The sequence below is a fragment of the Enterobacter sp. UPMP2052 genome, from assembly GCF_053709675.1.
Window position 1 is genome coordinate 81,308 of record NZ_JBSKJR010000001.1, and the last position, 18,763, is coordinate 100,070.

Genomic DNA, 18,763 nt, shown 5'->3' on the forward strand with positions numbered 1-18,763 from the left:
CATTTTAAAAAACGCCGCCGACGCGACGTTTAGTTGAATTTTATGAGGCTTCAAACATGGTACCTGTGGTCGCGCTTGTCGGGCGCCCTAACGTTGGAAAATCCACTCTTTTTAACCGTTTAACACGCACCCGTGATGCGCTGGTTGCGGATTTCCCGGGGCTGACGCGTGACCGTAAGTACGGTCGTGCAGAAGTTGAAGGACGCGAGTTCATCTGTATTGATACCGGTGGTATTGACGGGACAGAAGACGGCGTTGAAACGCGTATGGCTGAGCAGTCTCTGCTGGCGATTGAAGAGGCGGACGTCGTGCTCTTTATGGTGGATGCTCGTGCAGGGCTGATGCCTGCGGACTCCGCTATTGCGAAACATCTTCGCTCACGCGAAAAGCCTACCTTCCTGGTGGCAAACAAAACTGACGGTATTGATGCCGATCAGGCTGTTGCGGACTTCTGGTCTTTAGGTCTGGGGGATATCTACCCGATCGCGGCGTCTCATGGCCGTGGCGTGACCAGCCTCCTTGAAACCGTGCTGCTGCCGTGGGTTGATGAAGTGAACCCGCCGGAAGAAGTGGACGAAGACGCGGAATACTGGGCGCAGTTCGAAGCCAATGAAGCGGGCGAGGAAGAAGAGCCGGAAGACAACTTCAACCCGCAGGATCTGCCGATTAAGCTGGCAATCGTCGGGCGTCCTAACGTTGGTAAGTCTACACTTACTAACCGTATTTTGGGCGAAGAGCGTGTGGTCGTTTACGACATGCCTGGCACGACTCGTGACAGTATCTACATTCCGATGCAGCGTGACGAGCGTGAGTTCGTGCTCATCGACACCGCAGGCGTGCGTAAGCGCGGGAAAATCACCGACGTGGTGGAAAAATTCTCCGTTATCAAAACCCTGCAGGCCATTGAAGATGCCAACGTAGTGCTGTTGGTTATCGACGCGCGTGAAGGGATCTCCGATCAGGACCTCTCTCTGCTTGGCTTTATCCTCAATAGTGGGCGCTCACTGGTTATCGTCGTCAACAAATGGGACGGCCTGAGCAATGAAGTGCGTGAGCAGGTGAAAGAGACCCTGGACTTCCGTCTGGGCTTCATCGATTTCGCTCGCGTACACTTTATCTCCGCGCTGCACGGCAGCGGCGTAGGTAACCTGTTCGAATCCGTTCGCGAGGCGTACGACAGCTCCACCCGTCGTCAGAGCACCGCCATGCTGACCCGTATCATGAATATGGCAGCAGAAGATCACCAGCCACCGCTGGTGCGCGGTCGTCGCGTGAAGCTGAAATATGCGCACGCCGGTGGTTATAACCCACCAATCGTCGTGATCCACGGTAACCAGGTGAAAGACCTGCCGGATTCATACAAACGCTACCTGATGAACTACTTCCGTAAATCACTGGACGTGATGGGTACGCCTATCCGCATTCAGTTCAAGGAAGGGGAAAACCCGTTCGCGAACAAGCGTAACACCCTGACGCCAAACCAGATGCGTAAGCGTAAGCGTTTGATTAAGCACATTAAGAAAAGCAAATAACACACGTTTATCTCGCTAAAACCCGCGCCAGTCGCGGGTTTTTTTATCTCTTTCTGCCGCCGTGGTATCCGGTGTGATGTCAATCACTATTCACTTTCAACCACGTATAAATCTAATAAAGTAGACAATCGTCGAATTTTCATCTTAAAGTCCAGGGTTCGGTACTAGACAAAACTAGCGCCTGGTTATCAAATGGTTAACCAACTTTTCGCCGCATGTAAAAAATCGGCCAGATACGTAACTGGCCGGCGTACCTGCTGGCGTTTACAAGCACGACGACATACCTTCTCGGGAGAATTATGCAATCCTCTGTTAATCAAAAAGAAAGCCGAACGTTCTTCGGCCATCCTTACCCGCTCGGTTCGCTGTTTTTCACCGAAATGTGGGAGCGTTTCTCGTTTTACGGCATACGCCCGCTGCTGATCCTCTTTATGGCCGCTACCGTGTACGACGGCGGGATGGGGCTGGCGCGTGAGAACGCCTCGGCGATTGTCGGCATCTTTGCCGGGACGATGTACCTCGCCGCGCTGCCGGGCGGCTGGCTGGCAGATAACTGGCTCGGCCAGCAGAGAGCCGTCTGGTATGGCTCGATCCTGATTGCGCTCGGCCACCTGTCCATTGCGCTTTCTGCTTTCATGGGCGACAACCTGTTCTTTATCGGCCTGATGTTTATCGTGCTCGGCTCCGGTCTGTTCAAGACCTGTATTTCGGTCATGGTCGGCACGCTGTATAAAAAGGGCGATGCGCGTCGTGACGGCGGTTTCTCACTGTTCTACATGGGCATTAACATGGGCTCGTTTATCGCGCCGCTGATCTCCGGCTGGCTGATCAAATCCCATGGCTGGCACTGGGGCTTTGGTATCGGCGGTATCGGGATGCTGGTCGCGCTGATCATCTTCCGCGTGTTTGCCGTTCCGGCAATGAAACGCTACGACAGCGAAGTTGGCCTGGACTCCACCTGGAACAGCCCGGTCGTGAAACGAAACGGTGTCGGCGCGTGGCTACTGGCGCTGGCCGTTGGCGTGGCGGTAATCGTCACCCTGATTGCTCAGGGCGTGATTGTGATTAACCCCGTCGCCGTGGCGAGCGTGCTGGTTTACGTGATTGCGGCGTCCGTTGCCCTCTACTTTATTTACCTGTTCATTTTTGCTGGTCTGAACCGCAAAGAGCGCGCCAGACTGTTGGTCTGCTTCATCCTGCTGGTCTCTGCCGCCTTTTTCTGGTCGGCGTTTGAGCAAAAGCCAACCTCGTTCAACCTGTTTGCCAACGACTACACTAACCGCATGATTGGCGATTTTGAAATCCCGGCGGTATGGTTCCAGTCGATTAACGCGCTGTTTATCATCCTGCTGGCCCCCGTGTTCAGCTGGGCATGGCCGAAGCTGGCGAGCAAAAACATTCGCCCGAGTAGCATCACTAAGTTTGTGATTGGCATTCTGTGTGCTGCCGCAGGTTTTGGCCTGATGATGCTGGCGGCGCAGAACGTGCTGAGCAACGGTGGGGCAGGCGTTTCACCGTTCTGGCTGGTAGGCAGTATCCTGATGCTGACGCTCGGTGAGCTGTGCCTTAGCCCGATTGGTCTGGCGACCATGACGCTGCTGGCCCCGGAGAGAATGCGCGGTCAGATGATGGGCCTGTGGTTCTGCGCCAGCGCACTGGGTAACCTGGCGGCGGGCCTGATTGGCGGTCACGTGAAGGCCGACCAGCTGGATATGCTGCCGGATCTCTTCGCGCGCTGCTCCATCGCGCTGCTGATTTGTGCCGCGGTGCTGATCGTCCTCATTGTTCCGGTACGCCGTATGCTGGAAAATGCCCAGACGAAACCGGCTGCCAACGCCTGATAACCCCTCGTTCTTGCCGGGGCAGGCGTTCTGCTCCGGCATGTTATTTAACGAGGCGATACTATGCTGTTAGGGTTTGTTGGTCTTGGTGCAGTAGTTGAAACGGCATATCTGCCGGCGCTGCGTAACCGTTTTGGCAGCTCGCTCCACCTCCTCGGGTTTGACCTTGACCCCACAAAGCAGCCGGAAGGCATCACTCGCTGCGCATCCCTCCCTGAGCTACTCGCTCAGCCTCTTGATACGCTGTTCATCACCACCGCATCCCTGCATCACCTCGAGGTGCTGGAACAGGCTCTCGCCTCGCCAGTAACGCGTGTTGTGGTCGAAAAACCGATCGTTGCGACGCTTTCCCAGATGGCCAGACTGAAAGCACTGCTGGCTCAGCCTGGCGCAGCGGACCGGGTGCTGGCGCTCGATCACTGGATGGCGCGCCTCGGCGCGGTGCGGTTCGCGCTGGTCAGCCATTTTTCTGAGATTGTCAGCATGGAAGGGTTTCTCCAGGAGCCAAGCGGGTTCAACGCTGCCGGAGAACCGGTAGCGCTCAATTTTGCCACCGGCGAGCCGGATAAGCGTACGCTTCGTCACCCGGACGGCGTCATTCTGGATATTGGGACCCATGTTCTGGCGATGCTGCGTGAAACGGTGCGCTATCTCGGTGGGCAGGATGACATGGCTCTACAGGTGATGACCGCCCGCGATCGGCTGGGCCACGACATTACCCAGGGCGACCTGATCACGGCTGAGGGTGAAGCGCATCTTCAGGGGAGGGTAAGCGGTGTGCCGGTGAACATCTGGCTCAATAAATACGCGGGCCCGGCGGGCGGCCAAAAAGGGTTGCGGCTTTATCTGCGTGACGGGCGCATTATCAGCCACGACCGACGCGGTGCAGAGGACGTCGTGGAGCTGATTGACGGGGATGATATTCAGCGCTGGACCCTGCCCGGCGCGATTTACGAACACTGCCTTGCGGAGCGCGTTCTGGGCGCGCAAAGCCTGTTCAGGTGCGATCCGCAGGAGGTTAGCCGTACGACACAGCGCAGGCTCGATGAGGTTGAACTGCTTCTGAACCTGCAACAACGGCTGCGTGGAGCGCATTAAGCGCCCCGTGATACTATCGACGTAATACTGAACTGCTTTAGGAGTCATCATGACGATAACCTGCCCGGATTGCCATGCAGAGCTGGAGCCTCAGCACGGCGCGGCCCACTGCGCGCGCTGCAATAAAGACGTCGCGCTGGAAGCGCGTTGCCCCGAATGCCATAAGCCGCTCGAGGTATTAAAAGCCTGCGGTGCGGTGGATTATTTCTGCCAGAACGGCCACGGGCTGATCTCTAAAAAACGCGTGGAGTTTGTTCGGGCCGAAGGTTAATCGCACACGCAGCCTTCGCCTTTTCGCCACAGCTCAACCAGCGACTCGGGCGCTTCCTGTTCGGGCACCAGCACAATGATGTCGGCGTAGTGCGCCTGATTTTGTCCGGTCCAGATAATCTGGATGCGGAAATAGCGCTGGTCACCGCTGCCGGGTGAAGAGGCTTGCCCGGGCGGTTGACCGCGCGGGAAAGCCTGCTCCAGAATGCTCACCAGGCGCTGGCGCTGGGCCTCGTTAAGCGACGAAAGCGCGATGGTGCGCTGGCCGCTCAGCTTAGGGATAAACGCGACGCCGCCTTCCCGGGCCAGCTCAACTACGGCGTCATCCGTCAGTTCCGGAACCTGCATTTACAGTACTCCCACCTGTTCCCAGGCTTGTTTGATGGCCGCCCCAACGTCGCTTCCCGAACGCTTCTCTCCGTGGGCGATGGTCAGTTGCGCGAAGGCCGCAAAATCGGCATCCTGCGTCAGACTGCGATCGCACACGGTGTCGTACCAGGCATAGCCGGCTTTTTCCCAGGCATAGCCGCCCAGAGCCGTGGCGGCCAGATAAAAGGCGCGGTTAGGTATACCGGAGTTGAGATGTACGCCGCCGTTATCCTCGCGCGTTTTAATAAAATCTTTCATATGACCGGGCTGCGGATCTTTACCGAGCAGGGGATCGTTATAGGCCGTGCCGGGTTCCGCCATAGAGCGCAATCCTTTACCGTTAATGCCATCAGCCAGCAGACCTTCGCCAATCAGCCAGTCCGCCTGGTCGGCGGTTTGCTTAAGGTGATATTGCTTCACCAGCGAGCCGAACACGTCGGACAGCGACTCGTTCAGCGCCCCCGACTGTTCAAAGTAGATCAATCCGGCTTCGGTCTCGGTCACGCCGTGGCTCAGTTCATGCGCCACCACGTCGATGGCAATGGTGAAACGGTTAAAGATCTCCCCGTCGCCATCGCCAAACACCATCTGCTGACCGTTCCAGAAGGCGTTTTGATATTCCCGGCCATAATGCACGGTGCCGGTCAGGATCAGCCCTTTATTATCAAGCGAGTCACGCTGATATTCTTTCCAGAAGAAGTCATGGGTAATGCCTAAATAATCATAGGCTTCATCCACTGCAACATCACCGTTGGACGGCTGGCCTTCGTAACGCACCTGAGTACCCGGCAGCTCCTGAGTCTGTTTCGCGTCATAGATATCACGCTCAAGCTGACCGGTTTTATTGACGTGCGGCGCGGCGGGTTTGCCAGGCATATGCGCCATCAGCGTTTGCACATGGGTTAACGTCTGCCGGGCGCAACGCTGCTGTGGCTCCGAACCGCTTTCGATAATACGGCGAAGAATATAGGGGGGGATGACGCTGTGAAGATGGGGCATGCTGCTCTCCTTAGTAAAAAAGGGAATAGCAGCAGTATAGTTTGTAACCGGCGAAGATTTATCCGGTTTTACGCTGACGCGTTTTTTTCACCGGTTTGATCGCCTTCACTTCGCTCTCGACCCAGCCGTCTGAAAGCCGCGTCGTGAGCACATCCCCGGCCTTAATCTGTTTCGTTTGTTTCAGCACTTTGCCATCTGTCGCCGTGGTGACGCTGTAGCCACGCGCCAGCGTGGAGAGGGGGCTGACGGCTTCCAGATGGGTCACCGCGTTGCCAAAGCGTTCGCGGGTGGCGCTCAGGCGTGCACGGACATTCTCCGCGAGACGATATTCGAGCTGCTGAATGCGCGTTTGCGCGCGGTAGATTTTCGGCTGCGGATTTTGCTGGTTCAGGCGCTGGGCCATGCGCTGCTGGCGCGAGGTCGCACGTTTGAGCTGGCAGTCCAGCGCAACGTTCATGCGCTGGCGCAGGCGTTCCAGCACGGTTTGCTGACGCGCCAGACGCAGCTGCGGGTGCTGCTGCTGCAGACGATGGTAAAGCTGGGTGAAGCGGCGGGTTCTGTTGGCGAGGAAGTAATCCATCGCCATCTCAAGACGCTGCTGGCCGTTCTGGAGCTGACGCAGCAGCTCCAGCTGGTTGCGGCTGACCACTTCCGCCGCCGCGGATGGCGTGGGGGCGCGGAGGTCCGCAACAAAATCCGCAATGGTGACATCGGTTTCGTGGCCGACGGCGCTCACAACGGGAATTACGCTTGCAAAGATTGCCCGCGCCACGCGCTCGTCGTTGAAGCTCCACAGATCTTCCAGCGAGCCGCCGCCGCGCCCGACGATCAGCACGTCGCACTCCTGACGGGCATTCGCCCGCTCAATGGCGCGCACAATTTGCCCGGGCGCATCGTCACCCTGAACGGCGGTCGGATAGATGATAACGGGCAGGGAAGGGTCGCGACGCTTCAGGACATGCAAAATATCGTGCAGGGCCGCCCCGGTTTTCGAGGTGATCACCCCCACGCAGTGGGCGGGTGAGGGCAGCGCTTTTTTGAACTGCTGATCGAATAAACCTTCGGCGGAGAGCTTTGCTTTTAGCTGTTCATACTTTTGCTGCAGTAAACCTTCACCCGCAGGCTGCATGCTTTCGACGATGATTTGATAATCACCACGCGGCTCATACAGGGTGATATTGGCGCGCACCAGAACCTGCTGGCCGTGCTGAGGACGGAACGTCACCCGGCGGTTGCTGTTGCGGAACATCGCGCAGCGTACCTGGGCGGTATCGTCTTTCAGCGTAAAGTACCAGTGGCCGGATGATGGCTGGGTGAAGTTAGAAATTTCACCGCTGATCCAGACCTGCCCCATTTCCTGCTCAAGCAGCAAACGCACCGTCTGATTAAGGCGGCTGACAGTAAAAATTGAGGGAGATTGAGAGGATAACATGTGAGCGGGATCAAATTCTAAATCAGCAAGTTATTCAGTCGATAGTAACCTGCTGAGAGGCGATCGCAAGCATTTTTTTCAAAAAAGTGTAGATGCAATCGGTTACGCTCTGTATAATGCCACGGCAATATTTAACCACCCAGGTCAGAGATATTGCCCATGCTACGTATCGCTAAAGAAGCACTGACGTTTGACGACGTCCTCCTCGTTCCCGCTCACTCCACCGTTCTGCCGAATACTGCCGATCTCAGCACGCAGTTAACGAAGACCATTCGCCTGAACATTCCTATGCTCTCTGCGGCAATGGACACCGTGACTGAAGCGCGCCTGGCGATCGCCCTGGCACAGGAAGGCGGCATTGGCTTTATTCATAAAAACATGTCTATTGAGCGTCAGGCTGAAGAAGTTCGCCGCGTGAAAAAACATGAATCCGGCATTGTGTCTGACCCACAGACCGTTCTGCCAACCACCACCCTGCATGAAGTGAAAGCCCTGACCGAACGTAACGGCTTTGCTGGCTATCCGGTTGTGACGGAAGATTACGAGCTGGTGGGGATTATCACCGGTCGTGACGTGCGCTTTGTGACTGACCTGAACCAGCCTGTCAGCGTATACATGACGCCAAAAGAGCGTCTGGTTACCGTGCGTGAAGGTGAAACTCGCGACGTCGTGCTGGCAAAAATGCACGAAAAACGCGTTGAGAAAGCGCTTGTTGTCGACAGCAGCTTCCACCTGCGCGGCATGATCACCGTAAAAGATTTCCAGAAAGCAGAACGTAAGCCTAACGCCTGTAAAGACGAGCGTGGCCGTCTGCGCGTTGGCGCTGCGGTTGGCGCGGGTGCGGGCAACGAAGAGCGCGTCGATGCGCTGGTAGAAGCAGGCGTTGATGTGCTGCTGATTGACTCCTCTCACGGCCATTCCGAAGGCGTTTTGCAGCGTATTCGTGAAACCCGTGCGAAATACCCTGACCTGCAGATCATCGGCGGCAACGTCGCCACTGGCGCAGGCGCACGCGCGCTGGCTGAAGCCGGCTGCAGCGCGGTAAAAGTGGGTATCGGCCCTGGTTCCATCTGTACTACCCGTATCGTCACCGGCGTGGGCGTTCCGCAGATCACCGCCGTGTCTGACGCGGTTGAAGCCCTGGAAGGCACCGGTATCCCGGTTATCGCTGACGGCGGCATTCGTTTCTCAGGCGACATCGCTAAAGCTATCGCTGCGGGCGCGGCTGCCGTGATGGTCGGTTCTATGCTGGCCGGTACGGAAGAATCCCCGGGCGAAATCGAACTGTACCAGGGCCGTTCTTACAAATCCTACCGCGGGATGGGCTCCCTGGGCGCGATGTCCAAAGGTTCGTCTGACCGTTACTTCCAGACCGACAACGCGGCAGACAAACTGGTGCCGGAAGGTATCGAAGGTCGCGTAGCCTATAAAGGCCGTCTGAAAGAGATCATTCACCAGCAGATGGGCGGCCTGCGCTCCTGTATGGGCCTGACCGGCTGTGGTACCATCGACCTGCTGCGTACGAAGGCAGAATTCGTGCGTATCAGCGGTGCGGGTATCCAGGAAAGCCACGTTCACGACGTGACGATCACCAAAGAGTCCCCGAACTACCGCCTGGGCTCCTGATAAATTTCCACGCCCGGCTTTATGCCGGGCGATTTTGTTTCTCTTGCCTCGGAATTAGCGTCAATGACGGAAAACATTCATAAACATCGCATTCTCATCCTGGATTTTGGTTCTCAGTACACTCAACTGGTGGCGCGTCGCGTACGTGAACTGGGCGTTTACTGTGAACTGTGGGCGTGGGATGTCACGGAAGCACAGATTCGCGAGTTTAACCCAAGCGGCATCATCCTTTCCGGCGGCCCGGAAAGCACCACCGAAGAGAACAGCCCGCGTGCACCGCAGTACGTATTTGAAGCGGGCGTGCCGGTCTTCGGCGTCTGCTACGGCATGCAGACCATGGCGATGCAGCTCGGCGGCCACGTAGAAGGCTCTAACGAACGTGAGTTCGGCTACGCGCAGGTTGAAGTCGTGACCGACAGCGCGCTGGTGCGCGGTATCGAAGACTCCCTGACCGCCGACGGCAAACCGCTGCTGGACGTGTGGATGAGCCACGGTGACAAAGTTACCGCCATCCCGTCTGACTTCGTGACCGTTGCCAGCACCGAAAGCTGCCCGTTCGCGATCATGGCGAACGAAGAAAAACGCTTCTACGGCGTGCAGTTCCACCCGGAAGTGACCCACACCCGTCAGGGGATGCGTATGCTGGAGCGCTTCGTGCGCGATATCTGCCAGTGTGAAGCCCTGTGGACCCCGGCAAAAATCATCGACGACGCCGTGGAGCGTATCCGCCAGCAGGTTGGTGATGACAAAGTGATCCTTGGCCTTTCCGGCGGCGTGGACTCCTCCGTTACCGCGATGCTGCTGCACCGCGCTATCGGAAAAAACCTGACCTGTGTGTTCGTGGACAACGGTCTGCTGCGCCTCAACGAAGCTCAGCAGGTGCTGGACATGTTCGGCGACCACTTTGGTCTGAACATCGTTCACGTGGAAGGCGAGAAACGCTTCCTGGACGCGCTGGCGGGTGAGAACGACCCGGAAGCGAAACGTAAAATCATCGGTCGCGTGTTTGTCGAAGTGTTCGATGAAGAGGCGCTGAAGCTGGAAGATGTGAAATGGCTGGCGCAGGGCACTATCTACCCGGACGTGATCGAATCGGCAGCTTCTGCTACCGGTAAAGCGCATGTCATCAAATCTCACCACAACGTGGGCGGCCTGCCGAAAGAGATGAAGATGGGCCTGGTTGAACCGCTGCGCGAGCTGTTCAAAGACGAAGTGCGTAAGATTGGCCTGGAGCTGGGTCTGCCGTACGACATGCTTTACCGTCACCCGTTCCCGGGGCCAGGTCTCGGCGTGCGCGTGCTGGGCGAAGTGAAGAAAGAGTACTGCGACCTGCTGCGCCGTGCCGATGCGATCTTCATTGAAGAGCTGCACAAAGCCGACCTGTACAACAAAGTGAGCCAGGCATTTACCGTGTTCCTGCCGGTTCGCTCCGTCGGCGTAATGGGCGATGGCCGTAAATACGACTGGGTTGTCTCCCTGCGCGCGGTTGAAACCATCGACTTCATGACCGCACACTGGGCGCACCTGCCGTATGATTTCCTGGGTCGCGTCTCTAACCGCATCATCAATGAAGTTAACGGCATTTCCCGCGTGGTGTATGACATCAGCGGTAAGCCACCGGCGACGATTGAGTGGGAATAATCTCCCCGGCAATCTAGACCCTTAGCCAGTAAAGCCCGCCTCACGCGGGCTTTTTTTTATCCCGCTTATTCACTCGCCCGTTCAATCACCCGGGCAATCGTATCCGGCTGGCTCACCATGGAGACATGGCTTGCCGCGACCTCCGTAGTGGTGGCATGAAGGGTTTTCGCCATGGCGCGTTCCAGATCGGGGTTTATCATCCGATCGTTTTTGCTCACCACAAACCAGCTCGGTTTATCATGCCAGGCGGCATGCGTGATTTTTTCGCCAAACGCATCGGCCCGGATCGGACCCTGCGTTGCAGCAATGCGTTCCTGCTCAGCCGTTTTGACATCAGGCGCGAAGTCTTCTTTGACCGCTTTGAGGGGGAGATACAAATACCCGTCAGCCGTTTTAGCAATGCCCGCACTCCCCGGCGGGGCAGGGTAGCTCCCCACCAGATCCGCCGTCGACTGACCGGAGTCCGGAGCAAACGCTGCCACGTACACCAGCGATGTCACCCGCGCATCGTTCCCCGCCTCGCTAATCACCGTGCCAGCCCACGAGTGGCCAACCAGCGTAACCTTACCGTGCGCCCGGGCGATGGCGCGCCGGGTCGCGGCTACGTCATCGTGTAGCGAGGTGAGCGGCAGCTGTACGGCAATGACCTCCCTGTGCTGTTCCTGCAGACGGCTAATCACCTTATTCCAGCTGCTGCCATCCGCAAATGCGCCATGCACCAGCACTACGCTTGAATGGTTCTCCGCTAACGCACTGGCAGAAAGTGCCAACAGGCCAGCGGTTAATACAGACAGTGCTTTCATCTTCAGGCTCCTTAAAAGTGATGAACCGGGGCGTGCGGCGGCACGGTAAATTCAACGGTTTTGTGATCGATGGGTTTGTGCGTAGGGTCGGCCAGAATAAGGGTGACCTTGTGCTTGCCGGCTGGCAGGCCCACGAGGATCACCGGCTCACCGCTGGCATCTGCCCAGTGCCAGGGGGCATCGTCGACGATGACGTGGATATGGCCGATACGTGGCGTGACGTTCAGCGCCTCCGGGCCAAAGACGGGCTCAATGCGCAGGTTTTCGGCGCGGTACTGAATAAACACGGCCCCCTTGCTCAGTGGCCCCGCGAGCGGCGGATCGACAATTAGCCTGGCGGGCGGCTGAGGTTTTTCAAGTGGCGCTACGGCTGCCGGGCCATTAACGTCGGCGGCGCTCAGGCCATCTAACGGAGCGGCTATGGCGCTACTGGCGGTGACCAGCGCAATGAAGGGGATTAAATAGCGACGAATCATCTCTGTCTCTCCTCATAATGACGACAGAGACAGAAGACCATTTTGATGTATCAGGTATATGTGCTGCAGGCGGGTTTTTGTACCGGTTTGTCAGCATGGCAAGCCGGATACACTGCGATACAGTGTCTTACCTGTTAAGGCGGACGTCAGCGTTCGGGCGTTTCGACGGTGAGGCTGGATTGCTGGGTCTGAATTTTGTCCTGATGGTGATACCAGGCGCCAATGGAGGAATAAACAAAGCGGCCAAAGAAAAACAGGAAACTGATAAGCAGTATGACGCGGGTCATGCGGGTGTTAAATCGGTGTCGTTTGTGCATACGCGGGGCCTGACTCACGTTGTTTTTCCTGGGTTTACCCGTTTGGGCGATACGGCTATTAAGGCACAGCGGGAATCAAGGGTCAATTCCGGAATGTGTAAAAAATAGTCAGTTCAGCATTATTTGTTGCTAATCAACTCATTACCCCGGCAAGCAAGCATAAAAATCGTAAGAAAGCTTTATCCAAATAATTTTATTTGATTTACGTCAACGGTTTCCTGCCGCTGATCACTAAAATCCTTCCTCCATTGTGATGCACAGGTTTTCACAGTGTGACTGACACGTCAGGTTGGATGCCTGTCTTTATTTACCCTCAGGAGAACACAGGGTTTAACCGGGCATCTATGAAAATTATCTCCTTTCTGAAGCACAATAAAGACCGCTGGTGGGCGCTTCCCCTCGTTTTGCCTCCCGTTTTGCTGCCGCTGCTCAGCATGGTTAACACTTATACGCAGCTGAACGAAAGCGTTGTTGTGCTTTACTATTTTCCCCTCTCGTTCTTTCTGGCGATGATGGTGATTTTTGACCTGGCCGCGCTGCCGGGCATCGTTCTGTCCCTGTTTTATCGCTACTATCCCGCCGTCAGCCTGTTTGAAACCTGGGCGAGCGTGCTCCATTTTTTAGTCCCTGTCGTGCTGAGCTGGGGGGGATATCGCGTGTTTGCGCCGAAACGCAACCGGGTTTCCTATGGCAACGTGTATCTGATGGCCCAGCGCCTGTTCTGGCAGGTGTTCTGCCCCTCCACGCTGTTTCTGCTGTTCTTCCAGTTTGCGGTCTATCTCGGGGTGTATGAAAGCCGCCAGAGCATGGCGGGTCTTAACCCGCTGAATATTCGCACGTTGATCAACTATCAGGCGCTTCTGGTGAGTGGGCTGACCGCGGTTCCGTTCAGCTTTTTGCTGATTCGTATCATACGCAATCCGCACTACCTGAGAGGGTACATATCGCAAAGCCGCGCGCAAATTGACGGTAAAGTGACGGTGGCTGAGTTTGTGTTGTGGGCTGCGCTGCTGGGCGGATTACTTTCGCTGCTGCTAATGCCCATGAATGAGAACAGCACCATTTTCAGCACCAACTACACGCTGTCGCTGCTGATGCCGGTGATGCTCTGGGGCGCAATGCGCTTTGGCTATAAGCTGATGTCGGTGATTTGGACCCCGGTCCTGCTGGTGTCGATCCACTATTTCTATCGCTATATTCCCGTAAACCAGGGGTATGACATCCAGCTGGCTATTACCTCGTCCAGCTATCTGGTCTCCTCTTTTGTGGTGATTTACATGTCTATGCTGGCCACCCGCCAGCGGGCCATCAATATTCGTTCCCGCAGGCTGGCGCTGCTCGACCCGGTGGTTCACATGCCAAACCTGCGGGCGCTGTCCCGCGCGCTGAGCAAATCGCCCTGGTCCGCGCTCTGTTTATTGCGCATTCCTGAACTGGAGGTACTCGGGCATAACTACGGGGTGCTGTTGCGGATCCAGTACAAACAGCAGCTGGCCGCGTGGATTAACCACGCTCTGCTGCCGGGGGAGTGTGTCTATACGCTGACCGGCTACGATCTGGCGATTCGTATGGGCACCGAATCTCACCAGGAACGCATCGTCGCGCTGGATGAGCGGATCAAACTGTTCCGCTTTATCTGGGATGGTATGCCACTCCAGCCGCAGGTGGGCATAAGCTACTGCTACGTGCGTTCTCCGGTTAATCATCTTTATCTGCTGCTGGGGGAGCTCAGCATCATCGCCAATCTGTCGCTTTCAAGCCATCATCCTGAAAGCCTTCAGCAGCGCGGGGCTATGCACCTGCAGCGTAACCTGAAAGAGAAGGTCGCGATGATGAACCTGCTTCAGCGGGCGCTGGAAGAGGATAAGTTCACCCTGATGGTGCAGCGGGTCAGGGGCTTACGCGGGGATCACTATGATGAAGTGTTGCTGCGGATGTTGGACGAGCAGGGCGAGCTGATCTCTCCCGATCGCTTCCTGCCGGTTGCCCAGGAGTTTGGTCTGTCGTCTCGCGTGGACTTATGGGTGCTGGAGCGGACGCTGCAATTTTTAGCGGATCATCGCGACAGGCTTCCCGCCCAGCGTTTTGCGATCAACCTTGCGCCGTCTACCGCGTGTCGCACGCAGTTCCCTCAGGAAGTGAAGCAGCTTCTGACGAAGTATGGCGTGGAGGCCTGGCAGCTGATCGTCGAGATCACCGAGTGCGGATGTTTCGGTAACGGAACAGAGCAGGCCACGCAGACGCTCAGCCAGCTGCAGGCCATGGGAGTGCGCATTGCGATCGATGATTTCGGCACCGGATATGCCAGCTATGCCCGCCTGAAAAGCGTGGATGCTGATATCCTCAAAATCGATGGCAGTTTTATTCGCAATATCGTCAGCAACAGTCTGGATTACCAGATTGTGGCCTCGATTTGCCATCTGGCGCGCATGAAGAAAATGCTGGTGGTGGCGGAGTACGTCGAGACAGAAGAGATACGTAGCGCGGTTCACGCGCTAGGTATCGATTATGTGCAGGGTTACCTGATTGGTAAGCCGGTTGAGATGGCGTCTTTACTGGACGCTGAGGCGCTGCCCGCAACCGCGTAGGCCGCTATGCTGCGGCCTCGGCGCTCTCTTCTTCAATCTTCAACAGCCAGCCGGTGACCGCTTCCCAGTATTGCTGCTCTTTTTCCAGATCCAGCAGTACCAGCGCGTTCTGGCTAAACCAGCCGTGCGGGAAGCTCAGCGTCCAGTGATGATCGTCCGTTTTCAGCTTTAACGTCGGCGGGGTCGTGGTGGCCTGACGCTGGTTGTTAAGCAACACGCCAAGTCGCAGAAGCTGAATAAGCGGCAGAAACTGCTTTTTCTTGAACAGCGTAAAGCGCGGCAGATCGTCGAGTTTGATCGCTTTGCGGTGATAGCGCACCAGCGTCGCCATCATGCTCTGCTGCTCCTGATTAAAGCCCGGCAAATCGCTGTTTTGCAGAATGTACGCCGAATGACGGTGCATACCGCTGTGGTTGATGTTCAGCCCCACCTCATGCAGCATGGCAGCCCATTTCAGCAGCGCTTCCAGTTGCGGATGTGCCAGCTTAGGATTCTGCTCGTGCCACTGCTCGTACATCTGAACCGTGGTTTCCAGCACGCGCTTTGCCTGCTCACGGTCGATGTTGTACTGGTTCGCCAGGCTTTGCGCGGTACGGCTGCGAATATCCTGATGACGGAAGCGGCCTTCCATTTCATACAGCACGCCTTCACGCAGCGCGCCGTCCGAGAGACGCAGCTCTTTAATCGCCAGCGCATCAAACACGCCGCACAGAATGGCGAGGCCGGGCACGAACACGGCTTGACGATCGTCGGACAGACCCGGCAGGCTTAAGGCGTCAAAGCTTTTATGTTTGAGCACCTCTTCGGTCAGCATCACCAGACGTTCAGGGGTGATAAAACCGTCTTTTTCGCCCAGCGCCAGCAGCACCTCATGTGCGGCCTTGATCGAACCCGAGGCACCCAGCGCCACGTTCCAGCCCTGAATACGGTACTGCCAGGCCAGATTTTCCAGTTTTTGTACCGCAGCCATGCGCGCGCGCTGGAAATTCTCGCGGGTGATGGTTCCGCCCGGGAAGTACATCTGCGCGAAGCTGACGCAGCCCATGCGGCGGCTCTCCACCAGACGCGGCTCGAAGTCTTCACCGATCACCAGTTCCGTGGAACCTCCGCCGATATCAATCACCAGCTTGCGGCCTTTTTCCGGCTGCGTGTGCTCCACGCCCATGAAAATCAGGCGCGCTTCCTCGTTACCGGAGATGATTTCAATCGGGTAGGGGATGACCTTTTCCGCACGTTTAAGAAACTCCGGCGCATTCAGCGCCTGGCGCAGGGTGTGTGTGCCCACGATGCAGACGCTGGAGGGCGAGAAGCCCTGCAGACGTTCGGCAAACAGCGACAGGCAGTTTAAGCCACGCTCCATGGCCTCTTCGCTCAGCATGCTGTTCGCATCCAGACCGTCGGCCAGGTGCACGCGCTGCTTCAGACGGCCAATGATCTGCATCGCGCCATCCACCTCACGGGCGATGACCATGTGGAAACTGTTAGAACCAAGATCGACCGCAGCGAACTCCTGCGGGCGTGGTGTCTTATCATTTATCGGCATAGGTTAATCGGGTTGCTCGAGTGATTTGATATAGTCGTAAATCGCCAGTTGGGACCGCACTTTACGGCGGTTGCCGCGCGGAACATAGCGGTTACTCAGTTCTTTATCGATATAGCGTGCTTTCACCGTATCGCTAAACAAAATCTCGATGATGTCGAGGATCTGCTGCTTCAGACGTGGGTCAAGCAGCGGGGCCGCAACTTCAATTCGATAATCAATATTGCGCGTCATCCAGTCCGCAGAGGAGAGATACACCTGCTTATCGCCTGCGTTATCGAAAATATAGACCCGATCGTGTTCCAGATAGCGGTCAACGATGCTGATGACGCGAATATTATCGCTGATGCCTTCCAGTTCCGGGATCAGAGAGCACATGCCGCGGATCAGCAGGTTCACCGGCACGCCTGAACCGGAGGCGGCGTAAAGACGATCCACCAGGCCTTTATCGACCAGGTTATTGAGCTTCAGCGTAATGCCGGACGACAGCCCTTTCTGCGCGTTGGCGATCTCTTTATCGATCATATCGTACAGCAGGCGGCGCGAGTTCTGCGGTGAAACCAGCAGATAGTCGAAGCTCACCGGACGGTACGGGTTCTCAATAAAGTTGAACACCCGGCGCACCTCGTTGGTGATGCGTGCATCGGCGGTCAGCAGCGAGTAGTCGGTATAAATTCGCGCGGTTTTCTCGTTAAAGTTTCCGGTACCGATGTGAGCATAACGCACCACGTCGTCTCCCTCTTTACGGGAGATAAGGAATAGCTTGGCGTGAATTTTCAGTCCCGGCGCGGAGAAAATTACGTGCACGCCCGCTTCGGTCAGGCGGCGCGCCCAGTGGATATTTGCTTCTTCGTCGAAACGCGCCTGCAGTTCCACCACCACGGTCACTTTCTTGCCGTTGTGCGCGGCGTGGATCATCGCGTCGATGATGCGGGAATCTTTCGCCACGCGGTAGATGTTGATTTTGATCGCCAGCACGTTCGGGTCAAACGACGCCTGACGCAGCAACTCCAGCACATGCTCGAAGGTGTGGTACGGGTAGTACAGCAGCACGTCGCGCTCGCGAATGGCATCAAACCCGTTGCGGAACTTATCGAACCAGATGTGGCGCAGGCGGGGCAGCGGTTTATTCACCAGATTGGCCTTGCCGACGTTCGGGAAGCCAATAAAGTCTTTAAAGTTGTGATAACGCCCGCCGGGGATAATGGAGTCGTAGCGGGAGATGGTCAGCTTATCGCGCAGCATTTCGACCATCGCGTCCGGCATATCGCGCTGATAGACAAAGCGCACCGGCTCGGCCGTCAGACGTTGCTTCAGGCTTGAAGACATCAACTCCATCAGGCTGGCTTCCATCTCGTGCACCAGGTCATATTCGGCGTCACGGGTCATCTTCATCGAGTAGGCGTTTAACGCATCGTAATCGAAGAAGCCTTTGAAGATATCATCCAGACAGTAGCGCAGGATGTTGTCCAGCAGGATCATCGGCTTGCGGCGGCGCGGGGTTTCCGGCGGCAGGTTGACAAAGCGCGGCACTTTGTCGGACGGAATTTCCAGCAGCGCGTAGCTGATGTTGTCGCCACGAATGATCTCCACCGCCAGATAGGTGTAATCGTCTTTCAGGAACTGCACCAGATCCGTTTCGCGGTTGATCAGGATCGGGGTGATGTGCTGGCGCAGATAATGTTTGAAATAGTGACGAAGCCAGCTCTGCTGGTTGACGGAAAGCTGGCGTTCATTGATCAGGAAAATTTGGTTGCGGGCCATTTCCAGCAGCAGCTCGTTGTAAAGGCCATCAAATTCCTGATCGGCTTTCATCACGCGAGACTGTATTTTGCCAAGCAGATGGCGCGAGTGCGAGTTTAAACCCTGTTCTTCACTGATGATGATGCGGCGTTTAAGCTCGGCAAAGCGGACTTTATAAAATTCATCCAGGTTATTGGAATAAATACCCAGGAAACGCATACGCTCAATCAGCGGGTTACTTTTATCCGCCGCTTCCTGAAGCACGCGCTCGTTGAAGGCTAACCAACTCAGCTCTTTCTCAATGTATAACTTTTCCTGACCCATTACAGCTCACACTCCAGTTCATTCACAGGACGTGGTAAATCCGTCTCGTCCTTATTATGGCGAGCATTTCCACGATATGTCCAACAGTGCCAGAAAAGTATGACAGTTATTTTTTTTGTTGGGGATTTTAGAGGGTTGGAGAAGGGAGTATCGGGTAATGCACT

Annotated in this window: 15 protein-coding genes; 7 read left to right on the plus strand and 8 right to left on the minus strand. The window is 56.4% G+C overall.

Annotated elements, in window-relative coordinates:
* Window positions 1–56 precede the first annotated feature (56 nt).
* The 4 genes from der to ACWKX3_RS00385 all read left to right on the plus strand — a co-directional run bounded on the left by der (window position 57) and on the right by ACWKX3_RS00385 (window position 4,742).
* The gene (der, locus tag ACWKX3_RS00370) at window positions 57–1,532 is read left to right on the plus strand and encodes a ribosome biogenesis GTPase Der (RefSeq protein WP_454541107.1); all 1,476 of its coding nucleotides are present in this window, start codon (window positions 57–59) and stop codon (window positions 1,530–1,532) included.
* Between the two features lie 299 nt (window positions 1,533–1,831).
* Window positions 1,832–3,373 (plus strand): peptide MFS transporter, encoded by a 1,542-nt coding sequence (locus ACWKX3_RS00375; protein WP_006176662.1) that lies wholly within the window; start codon window positions 1,832–1,834, stop codon window positions 3,371–3,373.
* 63 nt (window positions 3,374–3,436) lie between these two features.
* A complete protein-coding gene (locus ACWKX3_RS00380; RefSeq protein ID WP_088207953.1) occupies window positions 3,437–4,471 on the plus strand; it encodes a Gfo/Idh/MocA family oxidoreductase in 1,035 nt (344 codons plus the stop codon).
* A gap of 49 nt (window positions 4,472–4,520) precedes the next feature.
* On the plus strand, window positions 4,521–4,742 hold the full coding sequence (locus ACWKX3_RS00385) for a zinc ribbon domain-containing protein (RefSeq protein ID WP_006176660.1): 222 nt from the start codon (window positions 4,521–4,523) through the stop codon (window positions 4,740–4,742).
* On the opposite strand, the gene ACWKX3_RS00390 is transcribed toward ACWKX3_RS00385, so the two are convergent.
* The 3 genes from ACWKX3_RS00390 to xseA are packed head-to-tail and all read right to left on the minus strand — an operon-like array spanning window position 4,739 to window position 7,541.
* Window positions 4,739–5,089: a protealysin inhibitor emfourin gene (locus ACWKX3_RS00390; protein ID WP_058610295.1), complete on the minus strand. Its 351-nt coding sequence runs from the start codon at window positions 5,087–5,089 to the stop codon at window positions 4,739–4,741. The two genes, ACWKX3_RS00385 and ACWKX3_RS00390, sit on opposite strands and share 4 nt — an antisense overlap.
* The gene (locus ACWKX3_RS00395) at window positions 5,090–6,109 is read right to left on the minus strand and encodes a M4 family metallopeptidase (RefSeq protein WP_058610294.1); all 1,020 of its coding nucleotides are present in this window, start codon (window positions 6,107–6,109) and stop codon (window positions 5,090–5,092) included.
* 58 nt (window positions 6,110–6,167) lie between these two features.
* Window positions 6,168–7,541, minus strand: coding sequence for an exodeoxyribonuclease VII large subunit (gene xseA / locus ACWKX3_RS00400; protein ID WP_454541108.1), 1,374 nt, complete (start codon window positions 7,539–7,541; stop codon window positions 6,168–6,170).
* Window positions 7,542–7,700: 159 nt separating this feature from the next.
* Here xseA and guaB point away from each other — a divergent pair, with 159 nt between their 5' ends.
* Entirely contained in the window at window positions 7,701–9,167 is a 1,467-nt protein-coding gene (guaB, locus tag ACWKX3_RS00405) for an IMP dehydrogenase (protein ID WP_006176656.1), read from the plus strand.
* 63 nt (window positions 9,168–9,230) lie between these two features.
* Window positions 9,231–10,808, plus strand: a complete 1,578-nt coding sequence (gene guaA / locus ACWKX3_RS00410) for a glutamine-hydrolyzing GMP synthase (protein WP_042320409.1) — start codon at window positions 9,231–9,233, stop codon at window positions 10,806–10,808.
* Between the two features lie 65 nt (window positions 10,809–10,873).
* Here guaA and ACWKX3_RS00415 read toward each other — a convergent pair whose 3' ends face one another.
* The 3 genes from ACWKX3_RS00415 to ACWKX3_RS00425 all read right to left on the minus strand — a co-directional run bounded on the left by ACWKX3_RS00415 (window position 10,874) and on the right by ACWKX3_RS00425 (window position 12,422).
* The gene (locus tag ACWKX3_RS00415) at window positions 10,874–11,611 is read right to left on the minus strand and encodes an alpha/beta fold hydrolase (RefSeq protein ID WP_454541109.1); all 738 of its coding nucleotides are present in this window, start codon (window positions 11,609–11,611) and stop codon (window positions 10,874–10,876) included.
* 11 nt (window positions 11,612–11,622) lie between these two features.
* Window positions 11,623–12,087 (minus strand): DUF6130 family protein, encoded by a 465-nt coding sequence (locus ACWKX3_RS00420; protein ID WP_006176653.1) that lies wholly within the window; start codon window positions 12,085–12,087, stop codon window positions 11,623–11,625.
* 146 nt (window positions 12,088–12,233) lie between these two features.
* Window positions 12,234–12,422, minus strand: a complete 189-nt coding sequence (locus ACWKX3_RS00425; protein ID WP_042320405.1) for a YfgG family protein — start codon at window positions 12,420–12,422, stop codon at window positions 12,234–12,236.
* A gap of 326 nt (window positions 12,423–12,748) precedes the next feature.
* Here ACWKX3_RS00425 and ACWKX3_RS00430 point away from each other — a divergent pair, with 326 nt between their 5' ends.
* Window positions 12,749–14,992 carry a bifunctional diguanylate cyclase/phosphodiesterase gene (locus tag ACWKX3_RS00430; RefSeq protein ID WP_400444945.1) on the plus strand — a complete coding sequence of 748 codons (2,244 nt, stop codon included), beginning with the start codon at window positions 12,749–12,751 and terminating at the stop codon, window positions 14,990–14,992.
* Window positions 14,993–14,996: 4 nt separating this feature from the next.
* Here ACWKX3_RS00430 and ppx read toward each other — a convergent pair whose 3' ends face one another.
* The gene (gene ppx, locus ACWKX3_RS00435; RefSeq protein ID WP_006176649.1) at window positions 14,997–16,535 is read right to left on the minus strand and encodes an exopolyphosphatase; all 1,539 of its coding nucleotides are present in this window, start codon (window positions 16,533–16,535) and stop codon (window positions 14,997–14,999) included.
* 3 nt (window positions 16,536–16,538) lie between these two features.
* Window positions 16,539–18,599, minus strand: coding sequence for a polyphosphate kinase 1 (gene ppk1 / locus ACWKX3_RS00440; RefSeq protein ID WP_006176648.1), 2,061 nt, complete (start codon window positions 18,597–18,599; stop codon window positions 16,539–16,541).
* Window positions 18,600–18,763: the final 164 nt, after the last annotated feature.

What these genes read in the sequence shown, in the direction of transcription:
- der (WP_454541107.1), top strand. Translation starts at nt 57, where the DNA reads ATGGTACCTGTGGTCGCGCTTGTCGGGCGCCCTAACGTTGGAAAATCC.
- ACWKX3_RS00375 (WP_006176662.1), top strand. Translation starts at nt 1,832, where the DNA reads ATGCAATCCTCTGTTAATCAAAAAGAAAGCCGAACGTTCTTCGGCCAT.
- ACWKX3_RS00380 (WP_088207953.1), top strand. Translation starts at nt 3,437, where the DNA reads ATGCTGTTAGGGTTTGTTGGTCTTGGTGCAGTAGTTGAAACGGCATAT.
- ACWKX3_RS00385 (WP_006176660.1), top strand. Translation starts at nt 4,521, where the DNA reads ATGACGATAACCTGCCCGGATTGCCATGCAGAGCTGGAGCCTCAGCAC.
- ACWKX3_RS00390 (WP_058610295.1), bottom strand. Translation starts at nt 5,089, where the DNA reads ATGCAGGTTCCGGAACTGACGGATGACGCCGTAGTTGAGCTGGCCCGG.
- ACWKX3_RS00395 (WP_058610294.1), bottom strand. Translation starts at nt 6,109, where the DNA reads ATGCCCCATCTTCACAGCGTCATCCCCCCCTATATTCTTCGCCGTATT.
- xseA (WP_454541108.1), bottom strand. Translation starts at nt 7,541, where the DNA reads ATGTTATCCTCTCAATCTCCCTCAATTTTTACTGTCAGCCGCCTTAAT.
- guaB (WP_006176656.1), top strand. Translation starts at nt 7,701, where the DNA reads ATGCTACGTATCGCTAAAGAAGCACTGACGTTTGACGACGTCCTCCTC.
- guaA (WP_042320409.1), top strand. Translation starts at nt 9,231, where the DNA reads ATGACGGAAAACATTCATAAACATCGCATTCTCATCCTGGATTTTGGT.
- ACWKX3_RS00415 (WP_454541109.1), bottom strand. Translation starts at nt 11,611, where the DNA reads ATGAAAGCACTGTCTGTATTAACCGCTGGCCTGTTGGCACTTTCTGCC.
- ACWKX3_RS00420 (WP_006176653.1), bottom strand. Translation starts at nt 12,087, where the DNA reads ATGATTCGTCGCTATTTAATCCCCTTCATTGCGCTGGTCACCGCCAGT.
- ACWKX3_RS00430 (WP_400444945.1), top strand. Translation starts at nt 12,749, where the DNA reads ATGAAAATTATCTCCTTTCTGAAGCACAATAAAGACCGCTGGTGGGCG.
- ppx (WP_006176649.1), bottom strand. Translation starts at nt 16,535, where the DNA reads ATGCCGATAAATGATAAGACACCACGCCCGCAGGAGTTCGCTGCGGTC.
- ppk1 (WP_006176648.1), bottom strand. Translation starts at nt 18,599, where the DNA reads ATGGGTCAGGAAAAGTTATACATTGAGAAAGAGCTGAGTTGGTTAGCC.